The organism is Brevundimonas sp. AVps4 (genome assembly GCF_058681525.1).
Genome location: NZ_CM178741.1, coordinates 451,203 through 473,293 on the forward strand (window position 1 = coordinate 451,203; position 22,091 = coordinate 473,293).

Genomic DNA, 22,091 nt, shown 5'->3' on the forward strand with positions numbered 1-22,091 from the left:
CGCCTGAGCGGCGCTCGGATAATCTTAGCGACGCCGCCCGACCTCGATCGTCGGCCGCGCCTCAAAGGCAATGAAGGCCACGCAAAGACCCGCCCACAGGGCGTAGCTGACCCCGACGATCATGGCGATGGGCAGGCCGCCCACGCCGAAGATCAGGAGGGTCGTCTCGGCCGCGCCGAGACCCTGCATCAGGTCGCCCGCCTCCAGCCAGCCCATGACCACCATGGCCAGGCTGACGACCACCTGGACAAGGGCGGCGGTCAGGCCGCCGAACAGCATGAAACGCCAGACCACGCCCAGCCGCGACCCCGGCCGACCCTCGCGACGGCGCTCCTGATTGATCCGCCACAGGCCCGCAGGAACGGCCGCCAGACCGATCAGCAGCACCAGAATCCGCCAGTCGATGTCACGCCCCATCCCGATCGCGTTGGGCGGCCAGAAGGGCAGGGTCAGAATCAGCGGGGGCCAGGCGGCGCCGGCCAGAGAGGCCAGGATCGGATAGAGCGGCGCCGGCCGCGACTGGATGGTCGCCTGGCCCGGCAGGTCGGCATAGGTCTCGAACCGGCTCATCGCGTCGGCGCCGGCGTCTCGCCGGAATAGTCATAGAAGCCGCGCCCGCTCTTGCGGCCCAGCCAGCCGGCCTCGACATATTTCACCAGCAGCGGACAGGGGCGGTATTTGCTGTCGGCGAGCCCGTCGTACAGGACGTTCATGATGGCCAGGACCACGTCCAGCCCCATGAAGTCCGCCAGCTCCAGCGGCCCCATCGGATGGTTGGCGCCCAGGCGCAGCGCCTTGTCGATGGAGGCGACGTTGCCGACCCCTTCATACAGGGCGAAGATCGCCTCATTCATCATCGGCACCAGGATCCGGTTGACGATGAAGGCCGGGAAATCCTCGGCGTCGGTGGTGGTCTTGCCCAGGCTCTCGGCGAAGTCTACGGCCGCCGCGTGGGTCTCGGCCGAGGTGGCGATGCCGCGCACGATCTCGACCAGTCGCATGATCGGCGCCGGCTTCATGAAGTGCAGGCCGATGAACCGGTCGGGCCGGTCCGAGGCCGAGGCCAGTCGAGTGATCGAAATGGAGGAGGTGTTGGAGGCCAAAAGGGTCTGCGGGCCCAGATGGGGGGCGACCTCGGCGTAGAGGGCCTTCTTGACCGCCTCGTCCTCCAGCGCCGCCTCGATGACCAGGTCCGCGTCAGACACGGCCTCGGCCATGTCCGTCGTGACGGCGATCCGGGCCAGGGCGGCGTCGGCCTCGGCCTGGGTCACCAGATGGCGGCCGACGTGGCGCGACAGGCTGGCGGCGATCTCGCCCTGGGCCAGCGGCAGCCGCGCGGGCGCCACGTCGTAGAGTCGGACCGAATAGCCGCCCAGGGCCACCGCATGGGCGATGCCTGCGCCCATCTGTCCGGCGCCCAGGACGGCGACTGTGGTGATCGTGCTCATGAACCGTGGTCAATAATGGTCGGGGCCGGCACCTTTAGGAAGCTGGCGGCCGGGCGCAAGGGCGGAATCGCCGTCTCGCGTCGGAATCTCCCGCCGCCGTGGCGCCTCAGCCCAACATGCCGATCAGGACCGGGGCCGCCGAGGCGTTGAACAGGATGCGGACGAACTGAAGCAGCAGCAGGACGACGATGGGCGAAATGTCGATCCCGCCCAGCGGCGGAATGATCCGACGGAAGGGTTCCAGAATGGGGGCGGTGATCCGGTCCAGGAAGTCGGCGACCTGGCTGACGAACCGGTTGCGATGGTTGATCACGTCGAAGGCGAACAACCAGCTCAAGATCGCCTGGATGATGATGAACCAGACCATCAGGCCGATGACGGTGTTCACAAGCCAGACCAGGGCGGTGCCCATATGTATTCTCCTGCAAGGCGCGAACCTCGGCTTCTAGCCGTCCCCCGCCCATCCGACAATCTTCTGCGGTCGCCTGCGCGGATTGCGCGCACAAGCCCGTTGACACCACGCCCGCCCGCCTTCTATGTCCCGCGCTCGCCTGGAGGCCTGCTCCTGACTGGAACGGGGCCGTAGCTCAGTTGGTAGAGCGCGTCGTTCGCAATGACGAGGTCAGGGGTTCGACTCCCCTCGGCTCCACCAAATCCTTGTTCCACAAGGGTTTGGACAGGTTCAGGCGAGAATTCTGACATCACGCTGCTACACACGGCTCGTAAGAGACCGTCGAAAAAGCGTTCCCCTTCAGTCAGTTCACCGCCCCAAGGCTGTAGCACCACCTCGCCGCACACACCGTCCAAACGGCCCCTTTGAGGCGCCCCCCTCTGGTCCCTCGATCATTATGAGAGTCCAGGGGGTTGATAGCCGATCTGCTTCGCCGACGGGAGCGGCCGTGCGGCGGAGCTGATCAAGTTGCGCAGCCGAACGGCCGCGGGGTTCAGGCGCACCGCCTCCGGGGTCAGTCCCCCGTGCGCCGAGTGCGGCCTGACGTGGTTGTAGTCGATGCGCCAGCGCTCGATGACGGCGCGGGCCTCGGCCAGGGTGGCGAAGACCTCCTCGTTCAGACACTCGTCGCGGAGCCTGCCGTTGAAGCTTTCGACGAAGCCATTCTGCTGCGGCTTGCCCGGCGCGATGTAATGCCAGGCCACGCCGGTGCGGTTGGTCCATTCCAGGATGGCCCGGCTGGTCATCTCGGTCCCGTTGTCGCTGACGATCATGGCCGGACGCCCGCGTCGGGCGATCAGCCGGTCCAACTCGCGCGCCATGCGTGAGCCGCCGATCGAGGTGTCGACCACCAGAGCCAGGGCCTCGCGCGTGAAGTCGTCCACGATGCACAGGATGCGGAAGCGTCGGCCCCACGACAGACTGTCGGCCACGAAGTCCAGCGACCAGCGCTGGTTTGGGCCGTCCGGCAGGGCCATGGGCGCACGGGTTCCGGTGGCCCGCTTGCGGCCCCGTCGCCGTCGCACCGCCAAGCCTTCCTCCCGATAGAGCCGGAACAGCCGCTTCTTGTTCATGCTGAGGCCCTCCCGTTGCAACAGAATGCCCAAGCGCCGGTAGCCGAACCGGCGGCGCTCAGCCGCCAGGCTGCGCAGGCGCTCGCGCACCTCCACATCGCCCTGTTCAGGCTCGCGACGCACCGTCTTCGGATCGATCTGAACCAGCCCGCAGGCGCGCTTCTGGGAGAAGCCGCGCTCCGCCATCAGACGAAGCACGGCCGCTCTGCGCGCTGCAGGCCCGATCAGTTTTTTCCCAGAAGATCCTTCAGCGCCGACACGTCCAGCATCGACTCCGCCAGCAGCTTCTTCAGCCGCCGGTTCTCGTCTTCCAGCGCCTTCAGCTTCGTGGCGTCCGACACGCTCATGCCGCTGTACTTCGCCTTCCACCGATAGAAGGTCTGCTCGCTGATCCCGTGCCTTCGGCATACCTCCGCCGTCGGGCTTCCGGCCTCCTGCTCGCGCAGCACGCCTATGATCTGCGCTTCGTTGAACCTGCTCTTCTTCACGTCCGTCTCCTTGATGAAACGGACTCTCACTCAAAACGAGGGATCAGGAAGGGGGCGCCTCAGGCCTCCTGCGCCGCCGACTTCGGCCCCCGCTGTCCCAGCCTCACCGAAGAAGCGGATCAATAAGAAGAAGCAGGACGCCGCGATCTTCGTGCTCGACCTGATCGGAGAAACCGATCCAGAGCGGCGCAGGAAATTCATAGAGGGCGAGCCGGAATAGCCGTTCTCCCAAACACCCCTGAAAACCGGTCCTTCAGCGTCCCGTAAATCCGGGCTTCAGGGCCGCGCACAGAGCCGTGCGTCGATGTTCCTGACACCATCCGTTTTGGGTGACACCTCGCCGATTCATGAGACGATGATCTCCTCGATCTCGGAGGAGATGACCCTGACCAAGCGCGTGGCCCTCTACTGTCGTGTCTCGACGGCCGACAAAAACCAGACCGTGGAAAACCAGCTTCGCGATCTACGAGCGGTCGCCCAGAGGCAGGACTGGGAGATCGTAGCCACCTTCCTCGATGAGGGCATCTCGGGCGCCAAGGGCCGTGAGAAACGACCCGGCTTCGACAACCTGTTGAAGGGAGTGGCGCGCAGAGATTTTGATCTGATCGCGTGCTTCTCGGTCTGCCGGATCGGACGAAGCTTGCCCGACCTGATCCACTTCCTCGGCGACATCCAGACCAAGAATGTGGACCTCTACGTCCACACGCAGGGCCTCGACACCTCGACCTCCTCGGGTCGGATGATGTTCTCGATGCTCGGCGTCTTCGCCGAATTCGAAAGAGCAATTCACCGCGAGCGCGTATTGAGCGGCCTTCGGCGGACGACCAAAAAGTCCGGTCGCAAGCCCATGCCTGAAGACCGTCTGGAAGCGATCAGGAGGTCGCTGATCGACGGTTTGGGCATCCGTGCCACCGCACGGCTACATCGTGCCTCCACGACCACTGTGACGGCGATCTCGCGCACGCTGAAGACGGTCCAGACAGACCGTCAGGAGAGCGTAGTGCACGCCTGAACCGGACGTAGCCATTCGACTACGGCTTGCTGATGTTGTGGCCGCCCGGAGCCGCAACGTCAAAGACGGTCATGCGGCGCCGTTCGGGACGTTGACCGCCATCAGACATCGGACTCTGTTGATCGTGTCGAATGCCCGAGTCGCAGAGCCTTCCCATGACCGACGAATCCGAACCTTCTGGCGTCCCCTCGGCTCCACCAGGCGTCCCTAGAGCCTATTTCAGCACCACATAGCCTCGCTCGACCATGCGACGCAGGGCCTCATACACCTCGGCCAGTTCGTCGAAGGCGGTGCGGGCGGCGGTCAGGCGGGCGACCTGGTCGGGGGTGACGGGCGAGCCCGAATGGGCCAGACGCAGGGCCTCGGCCCCCCATTTGGCGCGGGCGCCGGCGGTCAGCACGGCCAGTTTCTGAAGCGAGGCGGCGTCCAGACCGGTCAGGGTGTGGCCGATCAGCTCCTTATTGGCGACATAGGCGGCGTAGTCGATCTGCTCCAACTGGCCGCGCAGGCGGCGCTGCTCGTGCGGATCGGTGTCCTGCGGTTCGAAATGGTCGCTGTGACGACGCACGCTCGAAGTCATCTTGGTCGACATGGGCCGGCCCTCCACGGCCGACCAGACGTTTCCGGCGGCCACATTGATAAGAGGGTGCGCCGCTTCGGTTAACGTCCCGTTTGCGCCGAGGCGGCCCAGGCTTCGACAATCGACCGACTGTCGCAATCTCCGCACAAGCTCGGGTCGCAAAGGGCGCGTAGCGGCGAAATCGCCATCGAATCTCCACCCACTGTTGTCGGGCGCGACACAGAACAGACGCCTGCACGTCGCCTCCGCCCCCTATGCGAGCCCCGTCGAAATTCGACGTTGGGGGATAGAACATGTGTTTTTCGTCACAGAGCCGGCAACGGTTTCTGCTCGCCACCACCGCCCTGATCAGCGCCGGACTTGCGGCCAGCGCCCAGGCCCAGGTTCAGGACAACCCGACCGCCGAGGTCGATGAGATCGTCGTGACCGGCCAGCGCGAGGCGCAGCGCGCCGCCATCGCCGTGAAACGCGCTGAGTTCGAGGTGATGGACGCCGTCTCCGCCGACGACATCGGCAAGCTGCCGGACCACAATACCGCCGCCGCCCTGCGCCGCATTCCCGGCGTCTCGGTGATGGAGGATCAGGGCGAGCCGCGCTGGCCGATCCTTCGGGGCCTGGCCTCCACCTACAACCGCACGACCATCGACGGCGCCTTCGTGGGTTCGGTAGATGAAAGCGCCCGCACCGTGCCGATGGACATCGTGCCCTCCGTGATGGCCGGCCGGGTCGAGGTGATCAAGACGGTCACGCCCGAGAACGACGGCAACGCCATCGGCGGCGTGATCAATGTCGCCACCCGCAGCGCGTTCGACGCAGCCAAACCCTTCTTCAACGGCATGGCCTCCTACGGCGTCTATGAACAGCACGGCGACGTCCGCAACGACGATCCGTCCTATCGCCTGGCCTTCGCAGCCGGTCGCCGCTTCGGCGCGGCCGACGAATGGGGCGTGGTGATCGGCGCCTCCCACGAGCAGCTCGACTACGACATTCCACAGGCGGAGTCGGCCGCGCCTTCGATCCGCGAATACGACGCGGCCGGCAAGCCGGTGAACTCGGGCGCTCCGACCGGCAACGGAATCCAGGTGCCGACCCAACTGCGCCTGTTCTGGTACAACAACACCAAACAGCGTTCGGGCGCGAACGGAAAGCTGGAATGGCGGCCGAGCGTCGATTTCCGCTGGGAGGCCTCGGCCCTGTACGCCCGGATGGAGGACGATGAGGAGCGGACCGAGTTCCGCACCGAGCCGGTCGGCAATGTGACCAACCAGACCCGCACCTCGGGAACCTTCGCCACCGGGCGCAACATCATCGGTCTGAACCAGCCCATCACCCGTCGCGAGATCGGCCTGGGCCGCACCGCCTTCCGGTGGGACGCCGCCCCGCAATGGCGGCTGGACGGCGATCTGGTCTATTCACAGGCGGGCTCAGAGACCCCCAACACCTCGATGGAGTTCCGCACGGCGTCGAACGCCAACTTCGGCTTCCGCTACGACACCTCGAACTTTTTCCCGGTGTTCACGCCGACCAATCCGACGGCCTTCCGCGACCCAACTCTGTTCAATCTCCAGCAACGGCGCGTGTCCTTGCTGCGGACCGATGAAGACACCACCCAGGCGCGGTTCAACCTGGCCTTCGACGACGGCGGCGAGACGCGGAACCTGAAGGCGAAGGTCGGCGCCGTGTGGCGCTCCAGCGATCGCAGCTATCGGTCCAGCCGCACCGACTACACGACCAAGCCGGGCTTCATCTATACCCTGGATCAGGTCGATCGTCCGGGGCCGGACAAGCTGATCGAAGGGCAGTATCGTCTGACGCCGCGTATCGACGTGGCGACGGCGGAGGCCTTCTATGCGGCCAACGCAGACAGCTTCAACGTCAAGACCGCCGCCCCGACCGGCGACTATGACGTCACCGAGGACGTCTTCGCCGGCTACGCCCAGGCCAGCTACAGGGTCGGCGACCTGACCCTGCTGGGCGGACTGCGCTATGAGAAGACCGAGGTCAGTTCGGACGCCGCCCGCCTATCCGGCGGCGTCCTGACGCCGGTGTCGAACAGCGGCGACTATGACAACTGGCTGCCCAGCCTGCACCTGCGCTGGAATCTGCGTCAGAACATGGTCGTCCGCGCCGCCTGGACCAACACCATCGGCCGGCCGGACTTCGGTTCGCTGGCCGCCAGCGAGAGCATCAGCTTCGACGGCTCGCAGCCGACCCTGTCCCGCGGCAACCCCGGCCTGAAGGCGCGCGAGAGCGAAGGTCTGGACCTGTCGTTTGAATACTATCCGACCGACGGGCTGATGTCGGTCGCCCTGTTCACCAAGGACATCGCCAACGAGATCTTCACTCTCAGCTCGGTCCAGAACCTGGACGTGGGCCGGGGCGTGGAGGCGGTGATCGTCTCGACGCCGACGAACGCCGAAACGGCCAAGATTCGCGGCGTCGAAGTCGCCTTCCAGCAGGCCCTGACCATGCTGCCGGCGCCGTTCGACGGCCTGGGCGTCAGCGCCAACGCCACCTTCCTGGACACGGAGTTCACCTTCCTGACCACGGCGGGCAAGCGTCACACGGGTCTGTTCCAGCAGCCGGCGACCACCACCAATGAATCGATCTGGTATCAGCGCGGCCCCATCGAGGCCCGCGTCTCGCACAACTATATCGGCGGCTTCCTGGAAACGATCAACGACACCATTCCGAACGCCGACCAATACTGGAAGGGCCGCCACGTCTATGACGCCTCGGTCAGCTGGCGCTTCGACAACGGCCTCACCGTCTTCGTCGAAGGCCAGAACCTGTCGAACTCGGGACGCCGGGAAGTGACCGGCCCGGGTCGAACCTATCTTCAGGAATCGGCCAACTACGGCCGCACCTACTGGGTCGGTCTGTCCGCCAGCTTCTAATCCCGACGATCAAAGGGGCCGCCTTCTCCGGGACGCGGCCCCTGTCCTTTTGAGGAACGCCTGTCATGCTCGCCTCCGTCCTGTTGTCGCTGCTTGTCTCGGCCGCCCAGGCCACACCGACGGCCGAAGGCGACGCGGTTGCGCCGCTCGTCCTGTCGGGCGAAGCTCGGACTCTGCGGCGCTACCCCGCTGAGGCGCGCCAAGGCGTGGCCGTGGGACCCGATGACGTCTACGCCGTCTCCAACTGGTCGATCGTGCGCTATGACAAGAAGACGGGCGCCAAACAGGCCGAATGGACCGGTGACCGAGCCCGATTTCCGCACATCAACTCTTGCGCCCTGATCGACGGCGAACTGGTCTGCGCCAGCTCCAACTTTCCCGCCGTTCCTCAGATCAGCACGGTGGAGGTCTTCGACGCCGTCGACCTGCATCACAAGCGCAGCGTCGCCCTGGGCATGGGGACGGGTTCGATCACCTGGGTCGATCGACATGACGGCGCCTGGTGGGCCATGTTCGCCAACTATGACGGTCGCGGGGGCGAGGCGCCGCGCGACCACCGCCACACCACCCTGGTGCGGTTCGACGACCAATGGCGACGGCTGGAGGCCTGGGGGCTGCCGGTCTCCATTCTGGAGCGGATTGCGCCGATGAGCATTTCCGGCGGCGGCTGGGGACCGGACGGACGTCTCTATCTGACCGGCCACGACCGGCCCGAACTCTATGTCGTCGCCCTGCCCGAAGGCGGGGGAATTCTGGATCATCTGGAAACCCTCGGCATAGAGGCCGAGGGTCAGGCGATCGACTGGGACGAGAGCGAGCCCGGCGTCCTCTACGGCATCACCCGGCGGACACGGGAAATCCTGGCGATGCGCACGCCCGTCGCGACGACGGCGCCCTGATCCGTCAGGCGCCGCTCGCGCGCGGATGGGCGGCGGAATAGGCGCTCAACAGGCGCTCCGCATCGACGCCGGTGTATTTCTGAGTGGTGGACAGGCTGGCGTGGCCCAGCAGTTCCTGGATCGAGCGCAGATCGGCGCCGGCCCCCAGCAGATGGGTCGCGAAACTGTGGCGCAGGGCGTGGGGGGTGGTGCGTTCGGGCAGGCCCAGCCGCCCGCGCAGTCGCTGGACCGAGGCCTGGACGTGGCGCGGGCTGAGCGGGCCGCCGCGCCGAGCCCGGAACAGGGCGTCCGACGGCTGGAGCGGGAAGGGCAGCAGCGCCAGATAGGCGTCCACCGCCGCGCGGACGGCCGGCAGAACGGGCGCGACCCGGGTCTTGGCGCCCTTGCCGACGATGCGCAGGGTCTCGCCCAGGGGCGCATCGGCGCGGACGAGAGACAGGCCTTCGGAAATCCGCAGGCCGCAGCCGTACAGCAGGGTCAGGACGGCCCGGTCGCGCGCGGCTTCCCAGGGTTCGGCGTCCGGATCGGCGTCGGGTTCGGCCAGCAGGCCGCGCGCCTGGTCCTCGCTGACGGGGCGGGGCAGGGACGGCTTGATCCGGGGACCGCGCACCAGAGCCAGCTGGGGGGCGGGCGTGTCCAGCCGCCGGTCCAGAAAGGCGTGAAAGCCCCGAACGGCCGACAGGGTCTGGCTCAGGGATCGGGCCGCCAAGGGGTGATCGCCGCTGCGGCGGTCGGCTAAATGGGCGCGCACCTCGGCGGCGGTGATGGTTCCCAGGCCTTTCAGCGTCAGGGTCTCGCCGCGATGGCGTTCGAGAAAGGCGACATAGAGCCGGCCGATATGGCCGTAGGCCTCAAGGGTGCGGGGCGACAGCCGTCGCTCGTGCGCCAGATGCTCCAGCCAGGCGTGGAGGGCCTCGGCGGCGGTCATTCGCCCGTTTCCTGTCCGTCATCCTCGGGCTTGACCCGAGGATCGGGCGTTGAACGAGGCGAATGGCGGGGATCGTGCGCCAACCCGTACGCATTTGCGACGGAGCGTCCGACCCTCGGGTCAAGCCCGAGGGTGACGGTGAGCGAAGTACGGAAAGTCAGTTCAACACCGGCCATCGCTCGGCCATCCGCTCCACCACCCGCGCCAGAAAGGCCGCCAGTTCGCAGCCCATATTGGGGGTGAAACCCTCGGGCTCAGGCGAGCCGAAGGCGCACAGGCAGGGTCGGGGCGGTTCGCCGGGGGTCAGATGCGGCGCCATGCGGACCAGGGCCACCGACTTCACCTGATCGCCGGCCGCGCCGAACAGGTCGAGCCCGTCGAACATCGGCCCCAGCCAGCTCAGGCCGTGGTCGCCCAGCAGGCGGTCCACCTCGCCGGCGTCCAGTCCGCGCCAGCCGAACGGCACCCCGCCGGGTCTTTCGAGGGCGATGGCGGCGCCGGCCAGGCCGAACCGGCCCTGGGCCGCGGCGTCGAGGCGACGCGCCAGATCGGAATGATTGCGCGCCTCCATCAGATCCAGGGCGGCGACGTGGGTCTGGGTCTGGGCGGCGAAATTGGCGCGGGCGATCATCTCGACCTCGCGCCGGGCGCCGGCCTCGCGCTCGACCACCGCCTCAAGCCGCGTCAGGGCGGCGGCGCCGAACTCGATCACATTGCGACCGTGCGGGCGCAGGCCGATCTCCTCCAGCAGCGACCGGTCGTCCAGCAGCATCTGGGGATGGGCCTGCAGCCAGCCGCGAACATCCGGCCAGTGGAGACCGTCGCCCGGGGCGGCGTCCGCTTCAGAGGTTTCGAAAAGGTCCAATGAGCCGCTCAACAGACCTTCTCCGTGACGCGCGAGTTACAGGATGGACTGACCGGTCTTGGCCCAGTCCGCCACAAAGGCATCAAGACCCTTGTCGGTTAACGGGTGCTTTACCAGAGCCTTGAAAGTGTCGGCGCCGAAGGTGGCGGCGTCCGATCCGGCCACGGCGGCGGCGGCCACATGGGCGACGTTGCGCAGCGAGGCGGCCAGGATCTGGGTCTCGAAACCGTGGACGTCGTACATCACCCGAATTTCTTCCAACAGGGCGATCCCGTCGGCGCCGTTGTCCTCCAGCCGACCGACGAAGGGCGAGACGAAGGTAGCGCCGGCCTTGGCCGCCAGCAGGGCCTGGGCGGCGGAGAAGCACAGGGTGACGTTGGTCTTGATCCCCTTGTCGGTGAAGACGCGACAGGCGCGCAGACCGTCCCAGGTCAGGGGCAGCTTCACGACCACATTGGGGGCGATGGCGGCCAGCTTGTCGCCCTCCTTGACCATGGTCTCGAAATCGAGCGAGACGGCCTCGGCGGAAATCGGGCCCTCGACCAGGGCGCAGATTTCGGCGATGACCTCGGCGATGTTCCGACCCGACTTGGCGATCAGCGACGGATTGGTGGTGACGCCGTCCACCATGCCGGTGGGAACCATGTCCTTGATGACGGCGACGTCGGCGGTATCGAGAAAGAGTTTCATGGACGGCTTCATAGCCGAGGGCGCAGTTCGGTGAAAGTCGCCTCAGTCCTCATTCCCCTGCCCGTGCCGGAAGCCTTCGATTACGAAGTTCCCGAGGCGCTGAGCCTGGCGCGCGGCGATCAGGTCGCCGTCCCCTTGGGTCCGCGCCTGATCCGGGGCGTGGTGGCCGAGGTGTTCGAGACCACCGGCTCGAACCGGCGGCTGAAGGCGGTGGACTCGAAACTGGACGACCCCGCCCTGCCGGCAGGGGTGATGGACTTCGTCGAATGGGCCGGGCGCTGGACCCTGTCCCCGCCCGGCGAGATGGCGGCCACCGCGCTGAAGGGTCTGCGCGCGCCGCGTCCCCGGCCGGAACGGAGGGTGCGGCGGGTCGGCGACCGTCAGCCGGCCCGCGCCACCCCCGCGCGAACGGGCGTGCTGGAGGCCCTGGGCGCGCGATCAATGACGGCCGCCGACCTGGCGCGGGACGCCGGCGTGTCGGCGGGCGTGGTGAAGGGATTGATCGACGAGGGGGTTCTGGAGATCGTCGAGATCGCCGCTGAAGCCGCCTTCGCCCCGCCCGATCCCGACCATGCGCCGGCGACCTTGAACGGCGACCAGGCGGCGGCGGCTTCAGCCCTGGCGGCCGGGGCGACCCAGGGCGGGTTTCGACCCTTTCTGCTGGACGGGGTCACGGGGTCCGGCAAGACCGAAGCCTATCTGGAGGCGATCGCGCGGGTGCTGCGCGCCGATCCGGCGGCGCAGATCCTGATCCTCCTGCCTGAAATCGCCCTGACCCAGGCCCTGATCGAACGGATCGCGGCCCGCTTCGGCGCGGCCCCCGCCGAGTGGCATTCCGGCGTCGCCCCGCCCCGCCGCCGCCAGGTGTGGGAGGCGACGATCGCCGGCCGCTGCAATATCGTGGTCGGCGCCCGGTCCGCCCTGTTCCTGCCCTTCGTCAATCTGCGGCTGATCATCGTCGACGAAGAGCATGACGGGTCGTTCAAACAGGAAGAGGGTCTGGTCTATCACGGCCGGGACCTGGCCGTGGCGCGGGCGCGGATCGAGGGGGCGGCCGTGGTCCTGGCCTCGGCGACCCCGTCGCTGGAGACGCTGTGGAATGCGCAGAACGGCCGCTACGACTGGTTGAAGCTGGGCGCGCGGCATGGGACCGCCGTCCTGCCGGACATCGACCTGATCGACCTGCGCGCGGCGCCTCCGGATCCGCAGACCTGGCTGTCGCAGAGCCTGAGGGAGGCGATCGGCGAAACCCTGGCGCGCGGCGAACAGACGCTGCTGTTCCTGAACCGGCGCGGCTATGCCCCCGTGGTCCTGTGCCGCGCCTGCGGGCACAGGCTGACGGCGCCGGACACCGACAGCTGGCTGGTCGAACATCGCTACACCGGCCGACTGGTCTGTCACCTGACCGGCTTCTCCATGGCCCGGCCGAAACTCTGCCCGTCGTGCGGGGCCGAAGACAGTCTGGTCTCGGTCGGTCCCGGCGTCGAACGGGTCGAGGAGGAGGTGCGCCAGCTGTTTCCCGAGGCGCGGACGGCGGTGTTCAGCTCGGACACCGCGCCCGACGCCAAAGCGGCCCGGGCCCTGATCCAGCGGATGACGCACGGGGAGATCGACATACTGGTCGCCACACAGGCGGCCGCCAAGGGCCACAACTTCCCCCGCCTGACCCTGGTCGGGGTGGTGGATGCGGACCTGGGCCTGAGGGGCGGCGATCTGCGGGCGGCCGAGCGCACCTATCAGCTCTTGGCCCAGGCGACGGGACGGGCGGGCCGGGCGGATCGGCCGGGACGGGCCCTGTTGCAGACCTGGACCCCCGAACATCCGGTGCTTCAGGCCCTGGCGGCCGGCGACCGGGACGCCTTCGTCGAGGCGGAGATGGCCGAGCGGGAGGCGGCGTCCCTGCCCCCCTTCGGCCGGCTGGCGGCGATCGTCCTGTCCAGCGAGAATGCTCAGGCTGTGGAGAAGACCGCCGCCGACCTGGCCCAGGCCATTCCCAACGCCGAACGGCTGGAGGTCTATGGCCCCGCCGACGCGCCCCTGGCCCTGGTGCGCGGGCGGCGGCGCAAGCGGCTCTTGGTGCGCGCGGATCGCGACGTCGATCTGCAAGCCTTTCTGCGTGCCTGGCTGCAGCGGGTGAAGGTTCCCGCCTCGGTCCGGCTGGCCGTGGACGTCGATCCCTATTCCTTCCTCTGATACGCGCCCGCCCGTCCGAGACGAGCGGTCAGATCGCCATAACCGTGCCCAGCAGCAACCGGGCGCCGGGGCGGCCCAGGGTGGCGTTGGTCGCCGCCTGCAAGGCGCCGGCCAGGCGGTCGATGTCGGGCGCCGCGCCGGGCCGCAGGCCGGCGGCGAACTGCTGAGCGGCGGTGTTATAGGCGGCGCGGAGGCGGGGCGTGGACTGCTGGGCGCGAAGACGCAGGGCGGCGTCGGGCACGTCCAGACCGGTTTCGATCGACAGAACCCCTCGGCGCCCGGTCAGCCCGGCGATGGAGGCGGTGACGACCGGCAGTCGGAAATAGGTTTCGGCGGAGGCGCCGCCGCCCTCCTTGCTCGAAGAGGCTGCGGCGGGCTCCGGCGAGGCCGAGGCGGCGGCCGTTGCGACAAGGGCGAGACCGAGGAGGGCGCGGCGTTCCATGGCGTGACCCTAACGCGCGGCGCTTAATAAACGGCTACACCCTTGCATATAAGGACATCCTTATATGTTTATTGCTCCTTCAGACCTGCCGGGCTATGAGGCGCGCAATACCCCCTTACGGCCAGGAGCCCCTGCCATGACCGACTACATCATCCGCGACATCTCTCTGGCCGACTGGGGCCAGAAGGAAATCGCCATCGCCGAGACGGAAATGCCGGGCCTGATGGCGCTGCGCGCCGAGTTCGGCAAGGACCAGCCGCTGAAGGGCGCCCGGATCGCCGGCAGCCTGCACATGACCATCCAGACGGCGGTTCTGATCCAGACGCTGGAAGCCCTGGGCGCCGAGGTGCGCTGGGCCTCGTGCAACATCTTCTCGACCCAGGATCACGCCGCCGCCGCGATCGCCGCGGCCGGCACCCCGGTCTTCGCCGTCAAGGGCGAGACCCTGGAGGAATACTGGGACTACGCCCACAAGATTTTCGAATGGGCGGACGGCGGCTATCCGAACCTGATCCTGGACGACGGCGGCGACGCCACCCTGCTGTGCGTGCTCGGTCCGAAGGCCGAGAAGGACCCCTCGGTCCTCGACAACCCGACCAATGAGGAAGAAGAAGCCCTCTACAAGGTCATGAAGCGGTATCTGAAGGAGAAGCCCGGCTTCTATTCGGCCATCCGCGACGCCATCGGCGGCGTGTCGGAAGAGACCACCACCGGCGTCCACCGCCTGTACCAGATGTCGGAGCGCGGCGAATTGCCCTTCCCGGCCATCAACGTCAACGACAGCGTCACCAAGTCGAAGTTCGACAATCTGTACGGCTGCCGTGAATCCCTGGTCGACGCCATCCGTCGCGGCACCGACGTCATGCTGTCGGGCAAGGTGGCCGTGGTCTGCGGCTACGGCGACGTGGGCAAGGGCTCGGCGGCCTCGCTGCGTCAGGGCGGCGCCCGCGTGATCGTGACCGAGATCGACCCGATCTGCGCCCTGCAGGCGGCCATGGAAGGCTATGAGGTCCAGACCCTGGACGACGTCGCAGACAAGGCCGACATCTTCGTCACCGCTACCGGCAACAAGGATGTGATCACCGTCGACCACATGCGCCGGATGCGCAACAACGCCATCGTCTGCAACATCGGCCACTTCGACTCCGAGATTCAGGTCGCGGGCCTGAAGAACTTCAAGTGGGACGAGATCAAGCCCCAGGTCCACCACGTGGAGTTCCCGAACGGCAACAAGATCATCCTGCTGTCGGAAGGCCGTCTGGTGAACCTTGGCAACGCCACGGGCCACCCCTCCTTCGTGATGTCGGCCTCCTTCACCAACCAGACCCTGGCCCAGATCGAACTCTGGACCAACAAGTCGGCCTATGAGACCAAGGTCTACACCCTGCCCAAGCACCTGGACGAAAAGGTCGCGGCCCTGCACCTGGGCAAGCTGGGCGCCAAGCTGACCGTGCTGAACAAGGAACAGGCCGATTACATCTCCGTGCCGGTCGAAGGGCCGTTCAAGCCCGAACACTACCGCTACTAAGAACCGCCTTCCGGAGCCGGTCTCGTGAGCCGGGCGTCGTTCGACGTCCTGGTGGTCGGGGCCGGCGCCGCCGGCATGATGTGCGCCGCCGAGGCCGGGCGGCGCGGCCGTCGGGTTCTGGTCGTCGATCACGCGGCCAATCCCGGCGAGAAGATCCGCATCTCCGGCGGCGGACGGTGCAACTTCACCAATCTGGGCTGCGGGCCGGCGAACTTTCTGGGTGAAAACCCCCGGTTCGCCACCTCGGCCCTGCGCCGGTTCACCCCCCAGGACTTTATAAAGCGGGTCGATCAGGCGGGCATCGCCTGGCATGAGAAGACCCTGGGCCAGCTGTTCTGCGACGGCAGCGCCAAACAGATCGTGCGACTGCTGACCGACGCCCTGGCGGAGGCCGGGGTCGAGCTGCGGATGAAGACCGGCGTCGATCGGATCGCCCGAAAGGGCGAGGGCTGGTCGATCGGCCTGTCTGACGGGTCCGAGATCGCGACGGCCTCGCTGGTGGTCGCCACAGGCGGAAAGTCCATTCCCAAGATGGGGGCGACCGGCTGGGCCTATGAGGTCGCGCGCCAGTTCGACATCCGCGTGACCGAGACCCGTCCCGCTCTTGTGCCGCTGACATTCGAGGCGGGCCTGCTGGAGACCCTGGCGCCGCTCGCCGGGGTGGCGGTGGAGGCCCGCGTGGCCTCGGCCCCGGCCGAGAAGACGCGCAAGGCCCGGTTCGACGAAGCCATGCTGTTCACCCACCGCGGCCTGAGCGGTCCGGCCATACTTCAGATCAGCTCCTACTGGCGCGAGGGCGAGCCCATAGTCGCCGCCATGGCCCCGGATCACGACGTGTTCGAGGTGCTGAAGGCCGCCAAGGCGGCGAACGGACGCCAGGCGGTCCACACCGCCCTGTCCCAGATCGTGCCGCGTCGCCTTGCCGAGAACCTGTGCGCGCGCGAAGGCGTGGCGGGCAATCTGGCCGATCTGTCGGACAAGGCCCTGCGGCGGCTGGACCAGGCGGTCAACGCCTGGACGGTGAAACCTGTGGGGTCCGAAGGCTACCGCACGGCCGAGGTCACCCTGGGCGGGATCGACACCGCCGCCCTGGACCAGCAGACTCTGGCCGTAAAGTCCGTCCCCAACCTCTATTTCATCGGCGAGGCGGTGGACGTCACCGGCTGGCTGGGCGGCTATAATTTCCAGTGGGCCTGGTCTTCAGGCTGGGCCGCCGGCCAAGTCTGCTAGAGCCTGATCCGTTGAGGAGGAACCGCTTCGCGGTTCCGCTGAAACGGTGAATCAGGCTCCAGATTGAAGCGAGAGCAGGATCAAGCCGCGCCCTGTGGCGCCACGACGCATGGCGGCGCAGACGCCGACCCCCTAGCTTGGGTTTGCGGAACGGGCCCCTCTGGCGTCGTCGCGGCCGGGTTTCCCCTCCCCTGGGCGTGCGATGCGATGTCGGACCGCACGGGTGCATCGACGCGACGGGTCTCGGACCCCCTGCCTTCCCGTCGCGTCGCACCCGATCGTCAACCGACCGGAGCCCCGCCATGCCCCTTCTGATGTGCCCCAACGACGACAGCCCGATGCAGAGCCTGGATCGGAACGGCGTTCAGTTCGACATGTGCCCCACCTGCCGCGGCGTCTGGCTGGATCGCGGCGAGTTGGAAACCCTGATGGCCTCGGCCGTCGATGAAGGACGCGCCGCCGCCCCCGCCCCCTCGCCGCAGACCCGCCCCTGGAACGCGCCGTCCGACTATGGAGAGGTCAAGGGCTACAGGGACGATCGCCGCCGCGACGACGGCTATCACTACAAGAAGAAGAAGCGCGACAGCATCTTCGACATTTTCGACTGACGCCTAAAGCCGAATCCCGGCGGCCGGCATCAGGGCGTTCAGCGCAGCCGACGCCTCCGGCTCGACGCTCAGGGCGTCCTTGACCTCGGACGCGCGCAGCATGCGCAGCGCTTCCGCCCGGGCGCGATCGGCGGCCGGTCCCAGAGGCGCCGTCTCGCCGGCCGCCATTCTCAGCAGGACGCCCAGCTTCTGCGTCACGGCGGCCGAGGCGCGGGCGATCTGGCTGATCAGGCCGGCGTCCGCCTCCAGGGTTCCGCCCAAGGTCCCGATCGAGGCGGCGATCTCACGCTCGTCGATCTCTCCCAACTGCACCGCGCGCACCGAGCGCTGCAGCCGCGCCAGAGTGAGCAGTTTCTGCGAGGCGTTTGGACCGCCCGGAGTCGATTGCCGGAGCTCGGCCTCAAGCCTCACCGACTTGACGCAGCCGCTCAGCCATCGCGCCGCAGCCCGCTTGTTGGCGGCGCCGGTCACATTCTCGCAAAGCCGCGTCAGATGTTCGGCCTCGGCCAATACGGTCGCGCACGACTGAACATAGGAGGCGACGAAGTCGGGCGTGACCAGGCTCCTGGACCGATCGACGAAGGCGTTCTGAACCTCCTCCAGGCTCAAAAGCCGACCCGAAGCGGCCGTCAGGGCCATGGCCAGGGTTCGAAGAATATCGATCTCGCCCGCCGGATCAGCGGGGCGCAGGCGGCGGGAACTGGACAGTTCGCGCGTTATGAATCGGGCCAAGGCGGCCGACACACGCGGAAAGTCGCCGGCGGCGATCCGGCTGCCGAGCCGGGCTGCTGGGCCGTCCACGGGCGGGGTCAGAAGCCCCGTCCGGGGATCCAGGGCGATCAGCCGCTCCACCTCCTTGGGCGCCACCATACGCACCAGGGCCGCCAGAGTGGCTCCGTGATCCAAGGACGGACCCAGGATGTCCGCCAGATTCGACCGCGTCGCCAGCATCTCCGTCGCAATCTGCTCGACGACGCTCGCGACCAGGGCGCGCGGCGGCCCTTCCGTCGGCGCTCCATCCATCAGATCCATCAGCCGGTCCAGCCGCGCCCGTGCGCCCTGACGATCGGCCAGGGCCTGGGCCGCCACGCCGCCCATGATGAAGGCCCGGTCGGCCGATCCCGACAGGCGATGGGCCACATCGGCGATCGAAAGACCGTCCAGTGACGGAAACTGGCCGCTCCGCCCCGCCTTCATCAGCTGGGAGATCGTGGCGTCGGCCAGCCGCTGGTAGTGGCGCACCATCCCGTGCAGATCCTGGCCGCTGGCCTGGCTTTCGGGGACGGCCACCTTCTGAACGGCATGTTGAAGTTCGACGCCCGAGGCGTCCAGCCGTTCCGCCAGATCCGGCCGGTGCAGAAGCTCGAAGGCGGTCACCCCGTGCCGCTTCAGCCAGTCCTCGAGGACGCGGCCGATCAGGGCCCGAGCATGGGGCGCATAGAGTTCCTTGGGCGAGCTGCAAGCCGGACGAGCCGCCGCTTCCGGCTTCTTCTTCGACTTCTCCTCCGGCAGCCCGAGATTCAGAATCGTCAGGCTGTTGAACTCCATCGTCTCGGGGTCCAGCGTCTCCTTGGTGACCCGCACCGCGACGGCCTGTTTGGCCTGAAACTGCTCTTCGGCGGTTTCCAGCGCGGTTTTTCGGTCTTCGGTCGCGATCAGCAGGGCCCAGGCCGCCGGAGCGGTCCTTCGGACATAGACTTCATAATGGATTGGGCCGGCCATACGACCACCCTAGACGCCAAGGCTTTAAGGCGGCGTTGCCCGGCTAAATTGTTAGTTTTTGACCCATCCGCCTATCGCCGTCGTTGAAACCTGCGGCTTGGCGGCCCATCTGTCTTGGCCCTAATGTGACCGTGATCGAACGGTTACGCTTGCCGTGCGTTCTCGGTTTCGGGAACGGGAAGTTCAGGAGAAGACCCCTTGGCCAACATCACCCTGGTCGACGACGACGAGAACATCGTGACGTCCGTCTCGCTGGCGCTGGAAAGCCATGGCCATAAGATCACCGCCTATCACGACGGCGCATCGGGTCTGGCGGCCTTGGAGAGCACGCCGCCCGATCTGGCCATTCTCGACGTGAAGATGCCGCGCATGGACGGGATGGAGGTGTTGCGCCGGCTGCGCCAGACCTCGCAGCTCCCGGTCATCATGCTGACCTCCAAGGACGAAGAGATCGACGAGATTCTCGGCTTCAACCTCGGCGCCGACGACTATATCCACAAGCCGTTCAGCCAGAGGCTGCTGATCGAGCGGGTCAAGGCCCTGCTGCGTCGCACCGGCGCCGACGGCGTCGAGCCCGAGCCCTCGGCCGAGGTCTCCGGCAAGGCGATCAAGCGCGGCAAGCTGAGCATGGACCCGGCCCGCCACGAATCGACCTGGGACGGCAAGCCGGTGAAGCTGACCGTCACCGAATTCCTGCTGCTTCAGGCCCTGGCCCAGCGCCCCGGCTTCGTGAAGAGCCGCGACAATCTGATGGACGCGGCCTATGACGACCAGGTCTATGTCGATGACCGCACCATCGACAGCCACGTGAAGCGGATGCGCAAGAAGTTCCGCGCCGTAGACCCCGAGTTCGACGCGATCGAGACCCTGTATGGCGTCGGCTACCGATACCGCGAAAGCTGATCTTCCCGGCCGCGAGGCCGAGGAAGAGCCTCATCGACGGCCGCTGTTCCGCTTCGGCGGTTCGCGGCTCGGCGGCTTTATCCTCGCCCTCAACCTGCTGAGCCTGCTGATCCTGTTCGGCGGCGCCCTCCTGCTCAATGAATGGAGCAAGGGGTTGATTCAGGCGCGCCAGGAATCGCTGAAGGTCCAGGCCGAGCTGCTCGGCAACGTGCTGGGGCAGCTCAGCATCACGCGAGGCGAGCCCACGCCGGAGCTGGACGTCGGCGAGGCGGCCCGCTGGCTGCGCGACAACTTCGTGCCCGAGGGCCAGCGGGTGCGCCTGTACGACATCAACGGCCTGCAGGTCATCGACAGCTATCAGGTCACCGAAAACATCCCCGGCCAGGCCTTGCCGCCCGCCCGGCCGGCGGGTTCCAAGGCGCCCGGCGATCTGGCGCGCGTCAACGCGCGTCGGGCCGAACAGAAGGACGCGGCGGAGCGCGAGGTGACGGCCGAGGTGGAGCTGGCCCTGGCCGGCGCGCCCCAGACCACGCTCCGGCGCAATGAGTCGGGCGATCGCGTCGTCTCCGTCTCCATCCCCATCCGCCATGTGCGTCAGGTCCTGGGGGTGTTGACCCTCGAGGCCGGCAATGTCGATGAGATTCTCGGCGCCCAGAGGCGCGCCCTGGTGCCCTTCGCCCTGGTGGCCCTGGGAGTGAATCTCCTGGCCTCCCTGCTGCTGCATCTGTTCGTGGCCCGGCCGATCATGCGGCTTTCGGCGGCGGCGGACGGGGTCAAGCTGCAACGGGCCCGATCCATCTCTCTTCCCGATCTGGAGGACCGCAAGGATGAGATCGGCGACCTGGCCCGGTCGCTGGAATCGATGACCGACACCCTGTCCACCCGGATGGACGCGATCGAACGTTTCGCCGCCGACGTCTCCCACGAGATCAAGAACCCGCTGACGTCGATCCGCTCGGCCCTGGAGACCCTGCCCCTGGTGAAGACGGACGCTCAGCGCGAAAAGCTGACCGCCCTGTTGCAGCAGGACGTGCGGCGCCTGGATCGGCTGATCACCGACATCTCCAACGCCTCACGGCTGGATGCGGAGCTGTCGCGCGACCGCCCCCGCCCCATCGCCCTGAACACCCTGCTCAGCGACATCGTCAACGTCTATGAGACGACGGCCAAGCCCGGCGACATTCCGGTTCTGTATGATCCGCCGGCTCAGGCGCTGCGGGTGGTGGGGCGCGACGGCCCCCTGGGCCAGGTCTTCCGCAACCTGATCGACAACGCCCGCTCCTTCAGCCCCGCCGACGGAGCGGTGCGCGTGACCCTGGAAGAGACGGAGGGCGAGCTGCCGATCCGGATCCGCATTGAGGATCAGGGGCCGGGGGTGCCGCCCGAAAATCTCGAGACGGTATTCGAACGCTTCTACACCTCGCGACCCAAGGGCGCGGCCTTCGGATCGAACTCAGGTCTGGGCCTGTCCATCGTCCGCCAGATCGTCGAGGCGCACGGGGGACGCGCCTGGGCGGAGAATATGACGGAGGGCGACCGCATCCTGGGCGCCCGCTTCGTGGTGGCCCTGCCGGCGAACGGCCGCCGTCCGTGACCGAGGCCGCCCCTATCCACGCAACCACGGTGGCTCGGCGCGGACCGGGCGAGGGCGTGTGGCGGGCGGTGATGATCCTGGGGCCCTCAGGCGCCGGAAAAAGCGATCTGGCGCTGCGGCTGATCGGACGCGGTTGGCGACTGGTCAGCGACGACTATACCCGAGTCTGGGCCTCAGGCGGCTCGCTTTACGCTACGGCGCCCCAGTCGATCGCCGGGCGGATCGAGGCGCGCGGGGTCGGAATCGTGTCCGCCAGAACACGTTGGATCGCCCGTGTCGTCATGGCCGTCGCCTGCGTGCCCGAGGCGGTCGAACGCCTGCCCGAGACGCAAACCCGCCGGTTCGCGGGGGTGGATCTGCCGCTCCTGGCGCTGGACCCCCGCCCCCCGTCCGCCGTCGAGATGGTCGCAGTCGCGCTCGGAACGCTTTGAACCGGCGCGCAACGAGTCTATGACACGGCCCTTGCGGTCCCGAGGTGGGCGCGTCCGGCCTCCCTGTCGGACAGGGAGGGGTCCGGGGATGTTTCGGGGGATGCGAGTG

20 protein-coding genes and 1 tRNA gene are annotated in these 22,091 nt (G+C 67.5%); 11 read left to right on the forward strand and 10 right to left on the reverse strand.

Annotated features, from left to right (window positions below; genetic code table 11):
* Positions 1-24: 24 nt before the first annotated feature.
* The 3 genes from ACW178_RS02215 to ACW178_RS02225 form a co-directional block, all read right to left on the reverse strand.
* Complete coding sequence (locus ACW178_RS02215; protein WP_191558671.1) at positions 25-570, reverse strand: phthalate transporter; 546 nt, start codon at positions 568-570, stop codon at positions 25-27.
* Positions 567-1,448, reverse strand: a complete 882-nt coding sequence (locus ACW178_RS02220; protein ID WP_152949199.1) for a 3-hydroxybutyryl-CoA dehydrogenase — start codon at positions 1,446-1,448, stop codon at positions 567-569. Before ACW178_RS02220 ends, ACW178_RS02215 begins: the two co-directional genes overlap by 4 nt.
* 106 nt (positions 1,449-1,554) lie before the next feature.
* On the reverse strand, positions 1,555-1,860 hold the full coding sequence (locus ACW178_RS02225; RefSeq protein ID WP_054764334.1) for a YggT family protein: 306 nt from the start codon (positions 1,858-1,860) through the stop codon (positions 1,555-1,557).
* A 164-nt stretch (positions 1,861-2,024) separates the two neighbouring features.
* Between ACW178_RS02225 and ACW178_RS02230 the strand changes: the two genes are divergently transcribed.
* Positions 2,025-2,100, forward strand: a tRNA-Ala gene (locus ACW178_RS02230).
* Positions 2,101-2,294: 194 nt separating this feature from the next.
* Here the strand turns inward: ACW178_RS02230 and ACW178_RS02235 are convergent.
* Positions 2,295-3,460 (reverse strand): IS3 family transposase gene (locus tag ACW178_RS02235; RefSeq protein ID WP_191559183.1). Its coding sequence is split into 2 segments (ribosomal slippage): positions 2,295-3,202 and positions 3,202-3,460, totalling 1,167 coding nucleotides; the frame shifts between segments, so codons are not numbered across the junction.
* Between the two features lie 304 nt (positions 3,461-3,764).
* Here ACW178_RS02235 and ACW178_RS02240 point away from each other — a divergent pair.
* Positions 3,765-4,472 carry a recombinase family protein gene (locus tag ACW178_RS02240; protein WP_492024818.1) on the forward strand — a complete coding sequence of 236 codons (708 nt, stop codon included), beginning with the start codon at positions 3,765-3,767 and terminating at the stop codon, positions 4,470-4,472.
* Positions 4,473-4,686: 214 nt separating this feature from the next.
* Here the strand turns inward: ACW178_RS02240 and ACW178_RS02245 are convergent, their stop codons facing one another.
* Positions 4,687-5,064 (reverse strand): hypothetical protein, encoded by a 378-nt coding sequence (locus tag ACW178_RS02245; RefSeq protein WP_054766780.1) that lies wholly within the window; start codon positions 5,062-5,064, stop codon positions 4,687-4,689.
* 281 nt (positions 5,065-5,345) lie between these two features.
* Between ACW178_RS02245 and ACW178_RS02250 the strand changes: the two genes are divergently transcribed.
* Together ACW178_RS02250 and ACW178_RS02255 are read left to right on the forward strand one after the other, a co-directional pair.
* Positions 5,346-7,949, forward strand: a complete 2,604-nt coding sequence (locus ACW178_RS02250) for a TonB-dependent receptor (RefSeq protein ID WP_287103836.1) — start codon at positions 5,346-5,348, stop codon at positions 7,947-7,949.
* Between the two features lie 65 nt (positions 7,950-8,014).
* The gene (locus tag ACW178_RS02255; RefSeq protein ID WP_353781607.1) at positions 8,015-8,848 is read left to right on the forward strand and encodes a hypothetical protein; all 834 of its coding nucleotides are present in this window, start codon (positions 8,015-8,017) and stop codon (positions 8,846-8,848) included.
* 4 nt (positions 8,849-8,852) lie between these two features.
* Here ACW178_RS02255 and ACW178_RS02260 read toward each other — a convergent pair whose 3' ends face one another.
* The 3 genes from ACW178_RS02260 to fsa all read right to left on the reverse strand — a co-directional run bounded on the left by ACW178_RS02260 (position 8,853) and on the right by fsa (position 11,331).
* Positions 8,853-9,776 carry a tyrosine recombinase XerC gene (locus tag ACW178_RS02260; RefSeq protein ID WP_191558412.1) on the reverse strand — a complete coding sequence of 308 codons (924 nt, stop codon included), beginning with the start codon at positions 9,774-9,776 and terminating at the stop codon, positions 8,853-8,855.
* Positions 9,777-9,933: 157 nt separating this feature from the next.
* Positions 9,934-10,641: a DUF484 family protein gene (locus ACW178_RS02265; protein WP_152951037.1), complete on the reverse strand. Its 708-nt coding sequence runs from the start codon at positions 10,639-10,641 to the stop codon at positions 9,934-9,936.
* Between the two features lie 36 nt (positions 10,642-10,677).
* Positions 10,678-11,331, reverse strand: coding sequence for a fructose-6-phosphate aldolase (gene fsa, locus ACW178_RS02270; protein ID WP_054766781.1), 654 nt, complete (start codon positions 11,329-11,331; stop codon positions 10,678-10,680).
* 30 nt (positions 11,332-11,361) lie between these two features.
* On the opposite strand from fsa, the gene ACW178_RS02275 reads away from it, so the two are divergent.
* Entirely contained in the window at positions 11,362-13,524 is a 2,163-nt protein-coding gene (locus ACW178_RS02275) for a primosomal protein N' (RefSeq protein ID WP_182713751.1), read from the forward strand.
* 28 nt (positions 13,525-13,552) lie between these two features.
* On the opposite strand, the gene ACW178_RS02280 is transcribed toward ACW178_RS02275, so the two are convergent.
* Positions 13,553-13,966, reverse strand: a complete 414-nt coding sequence (locus tag ACW178_RS02280; protein ID WP_191554747.1) for a Tat pathway signal protein — start codon at positions 13,964-13,966, stop codon at positions 13,553-13,555.
* 136 nt (positions 13,967-14,102) lie between these two features.
* Between ACW178_RS02280 and ahcY the strand changes: the two genes are divergently transcribed.
* The 3 genes from ahcY to ACW178_RS02295 all read left to right on the forward strand — a co-directional run bounded on the left by ahcY (position 14,103) and on the right by ACW178_RS02295 (position 17,332).
* A complete protein-coding gene (ahcY, locus tag ACW178_RS02285; protein ID WP_182713753.1) occupies positions 14,103-15,494 on the forward strand; it encodes an adenosylhomocysteinase in 1,392 nt (463 codons plus the stop codon).
* 75 nt (positions 15,495-15,569) lie between these two features.
* Positions 15,570-16,724, forward strand: coding sequence for a BaiN/RdsA family NAD(P)/FAD-dependent oxidoreductase (locus tag ACW178_RS02290; protein ID WP_492025040.1), 1,155 nt, complete (start codon positions 15,570-15,572; stop codon positions 16,722-16,724).
* 302 nt (positions 16,725-17,026) lie between these two features.
* Positions 17,027-17,332, forward strand: a complete 306-nt coding sequence (locus ACW178_RS02295) for a TFIIB-type zinc ribbon-containing protein (protein ID WP_182713755.1) — start codon at positions 17,027-17,029, stop codon at positions 17,330-17,332.
* A gap of 3 nt (positions 17,333-17,335) precedes the next feature.
* On the opposite strand, the gene ACW178_RS02300 is transcribed toward ACW178_RS02295, so the two are convergent.
* Complete coding sequence (locus ACW178_RS02300) at positions 17,336-19,054, reverse strand: hypothetical protein (RefSeq protein WP_287105625.1); 1,719 nt, start codon at positions 19,052-19,054, stop codon at positions 17,336-17,338.
* Positions 19,055-19,252: 198 nt separating this feature from the next.
* Between ACW178_RS02300 and chvI the strand changes: the two genes are divergently transcribed.
* The 3 genes from chvI to ACW178_RS02315 are packed head-to-tail and all read left to right on the forward strand — an operon-like array spanning position 19,253 to position 21,982.
* Positions 19,253-19,957 carry a two-component response regulator ChvI gene (chvI, locus tag ACW178_RS02305; protein WP_054764344.1) on the forward strand — a complete coding sequence of 235 codons (705 nt, stop codon included), beginning with the start codon at positions 19,253-19,255 and terminating at the stop codon, positions 19,955-19,957.
* A complete protein-coding gene (gene chvG, locus ACW178_RS02310; RefSeq protein ID WP_492024819.1) occupies positions 19,926-21,551 on the forward strand; it encodes a two-component sensor histidine kinase ChvG in 1,626 nt (541 codons plus the stop codon). Before chvI ends, chvG begins: the two co-directional genes overlap by 32 nt.
* Entirely contained in the window at positions 21,548-21,982 is a 435-nt protein-coding gene (locus tag ACW178_RS02315; protein WP_492024820.1) for an HPr kinase/phosphorylase, read from the forward strand. The genes chvG and ACW178_RS02315 overlap by 4 nt, the downstream gene beginning before the upstream one ends.
* The last annotated feature ends 109 nt before the right edge of the window (positions 21,983-22,091 follow it).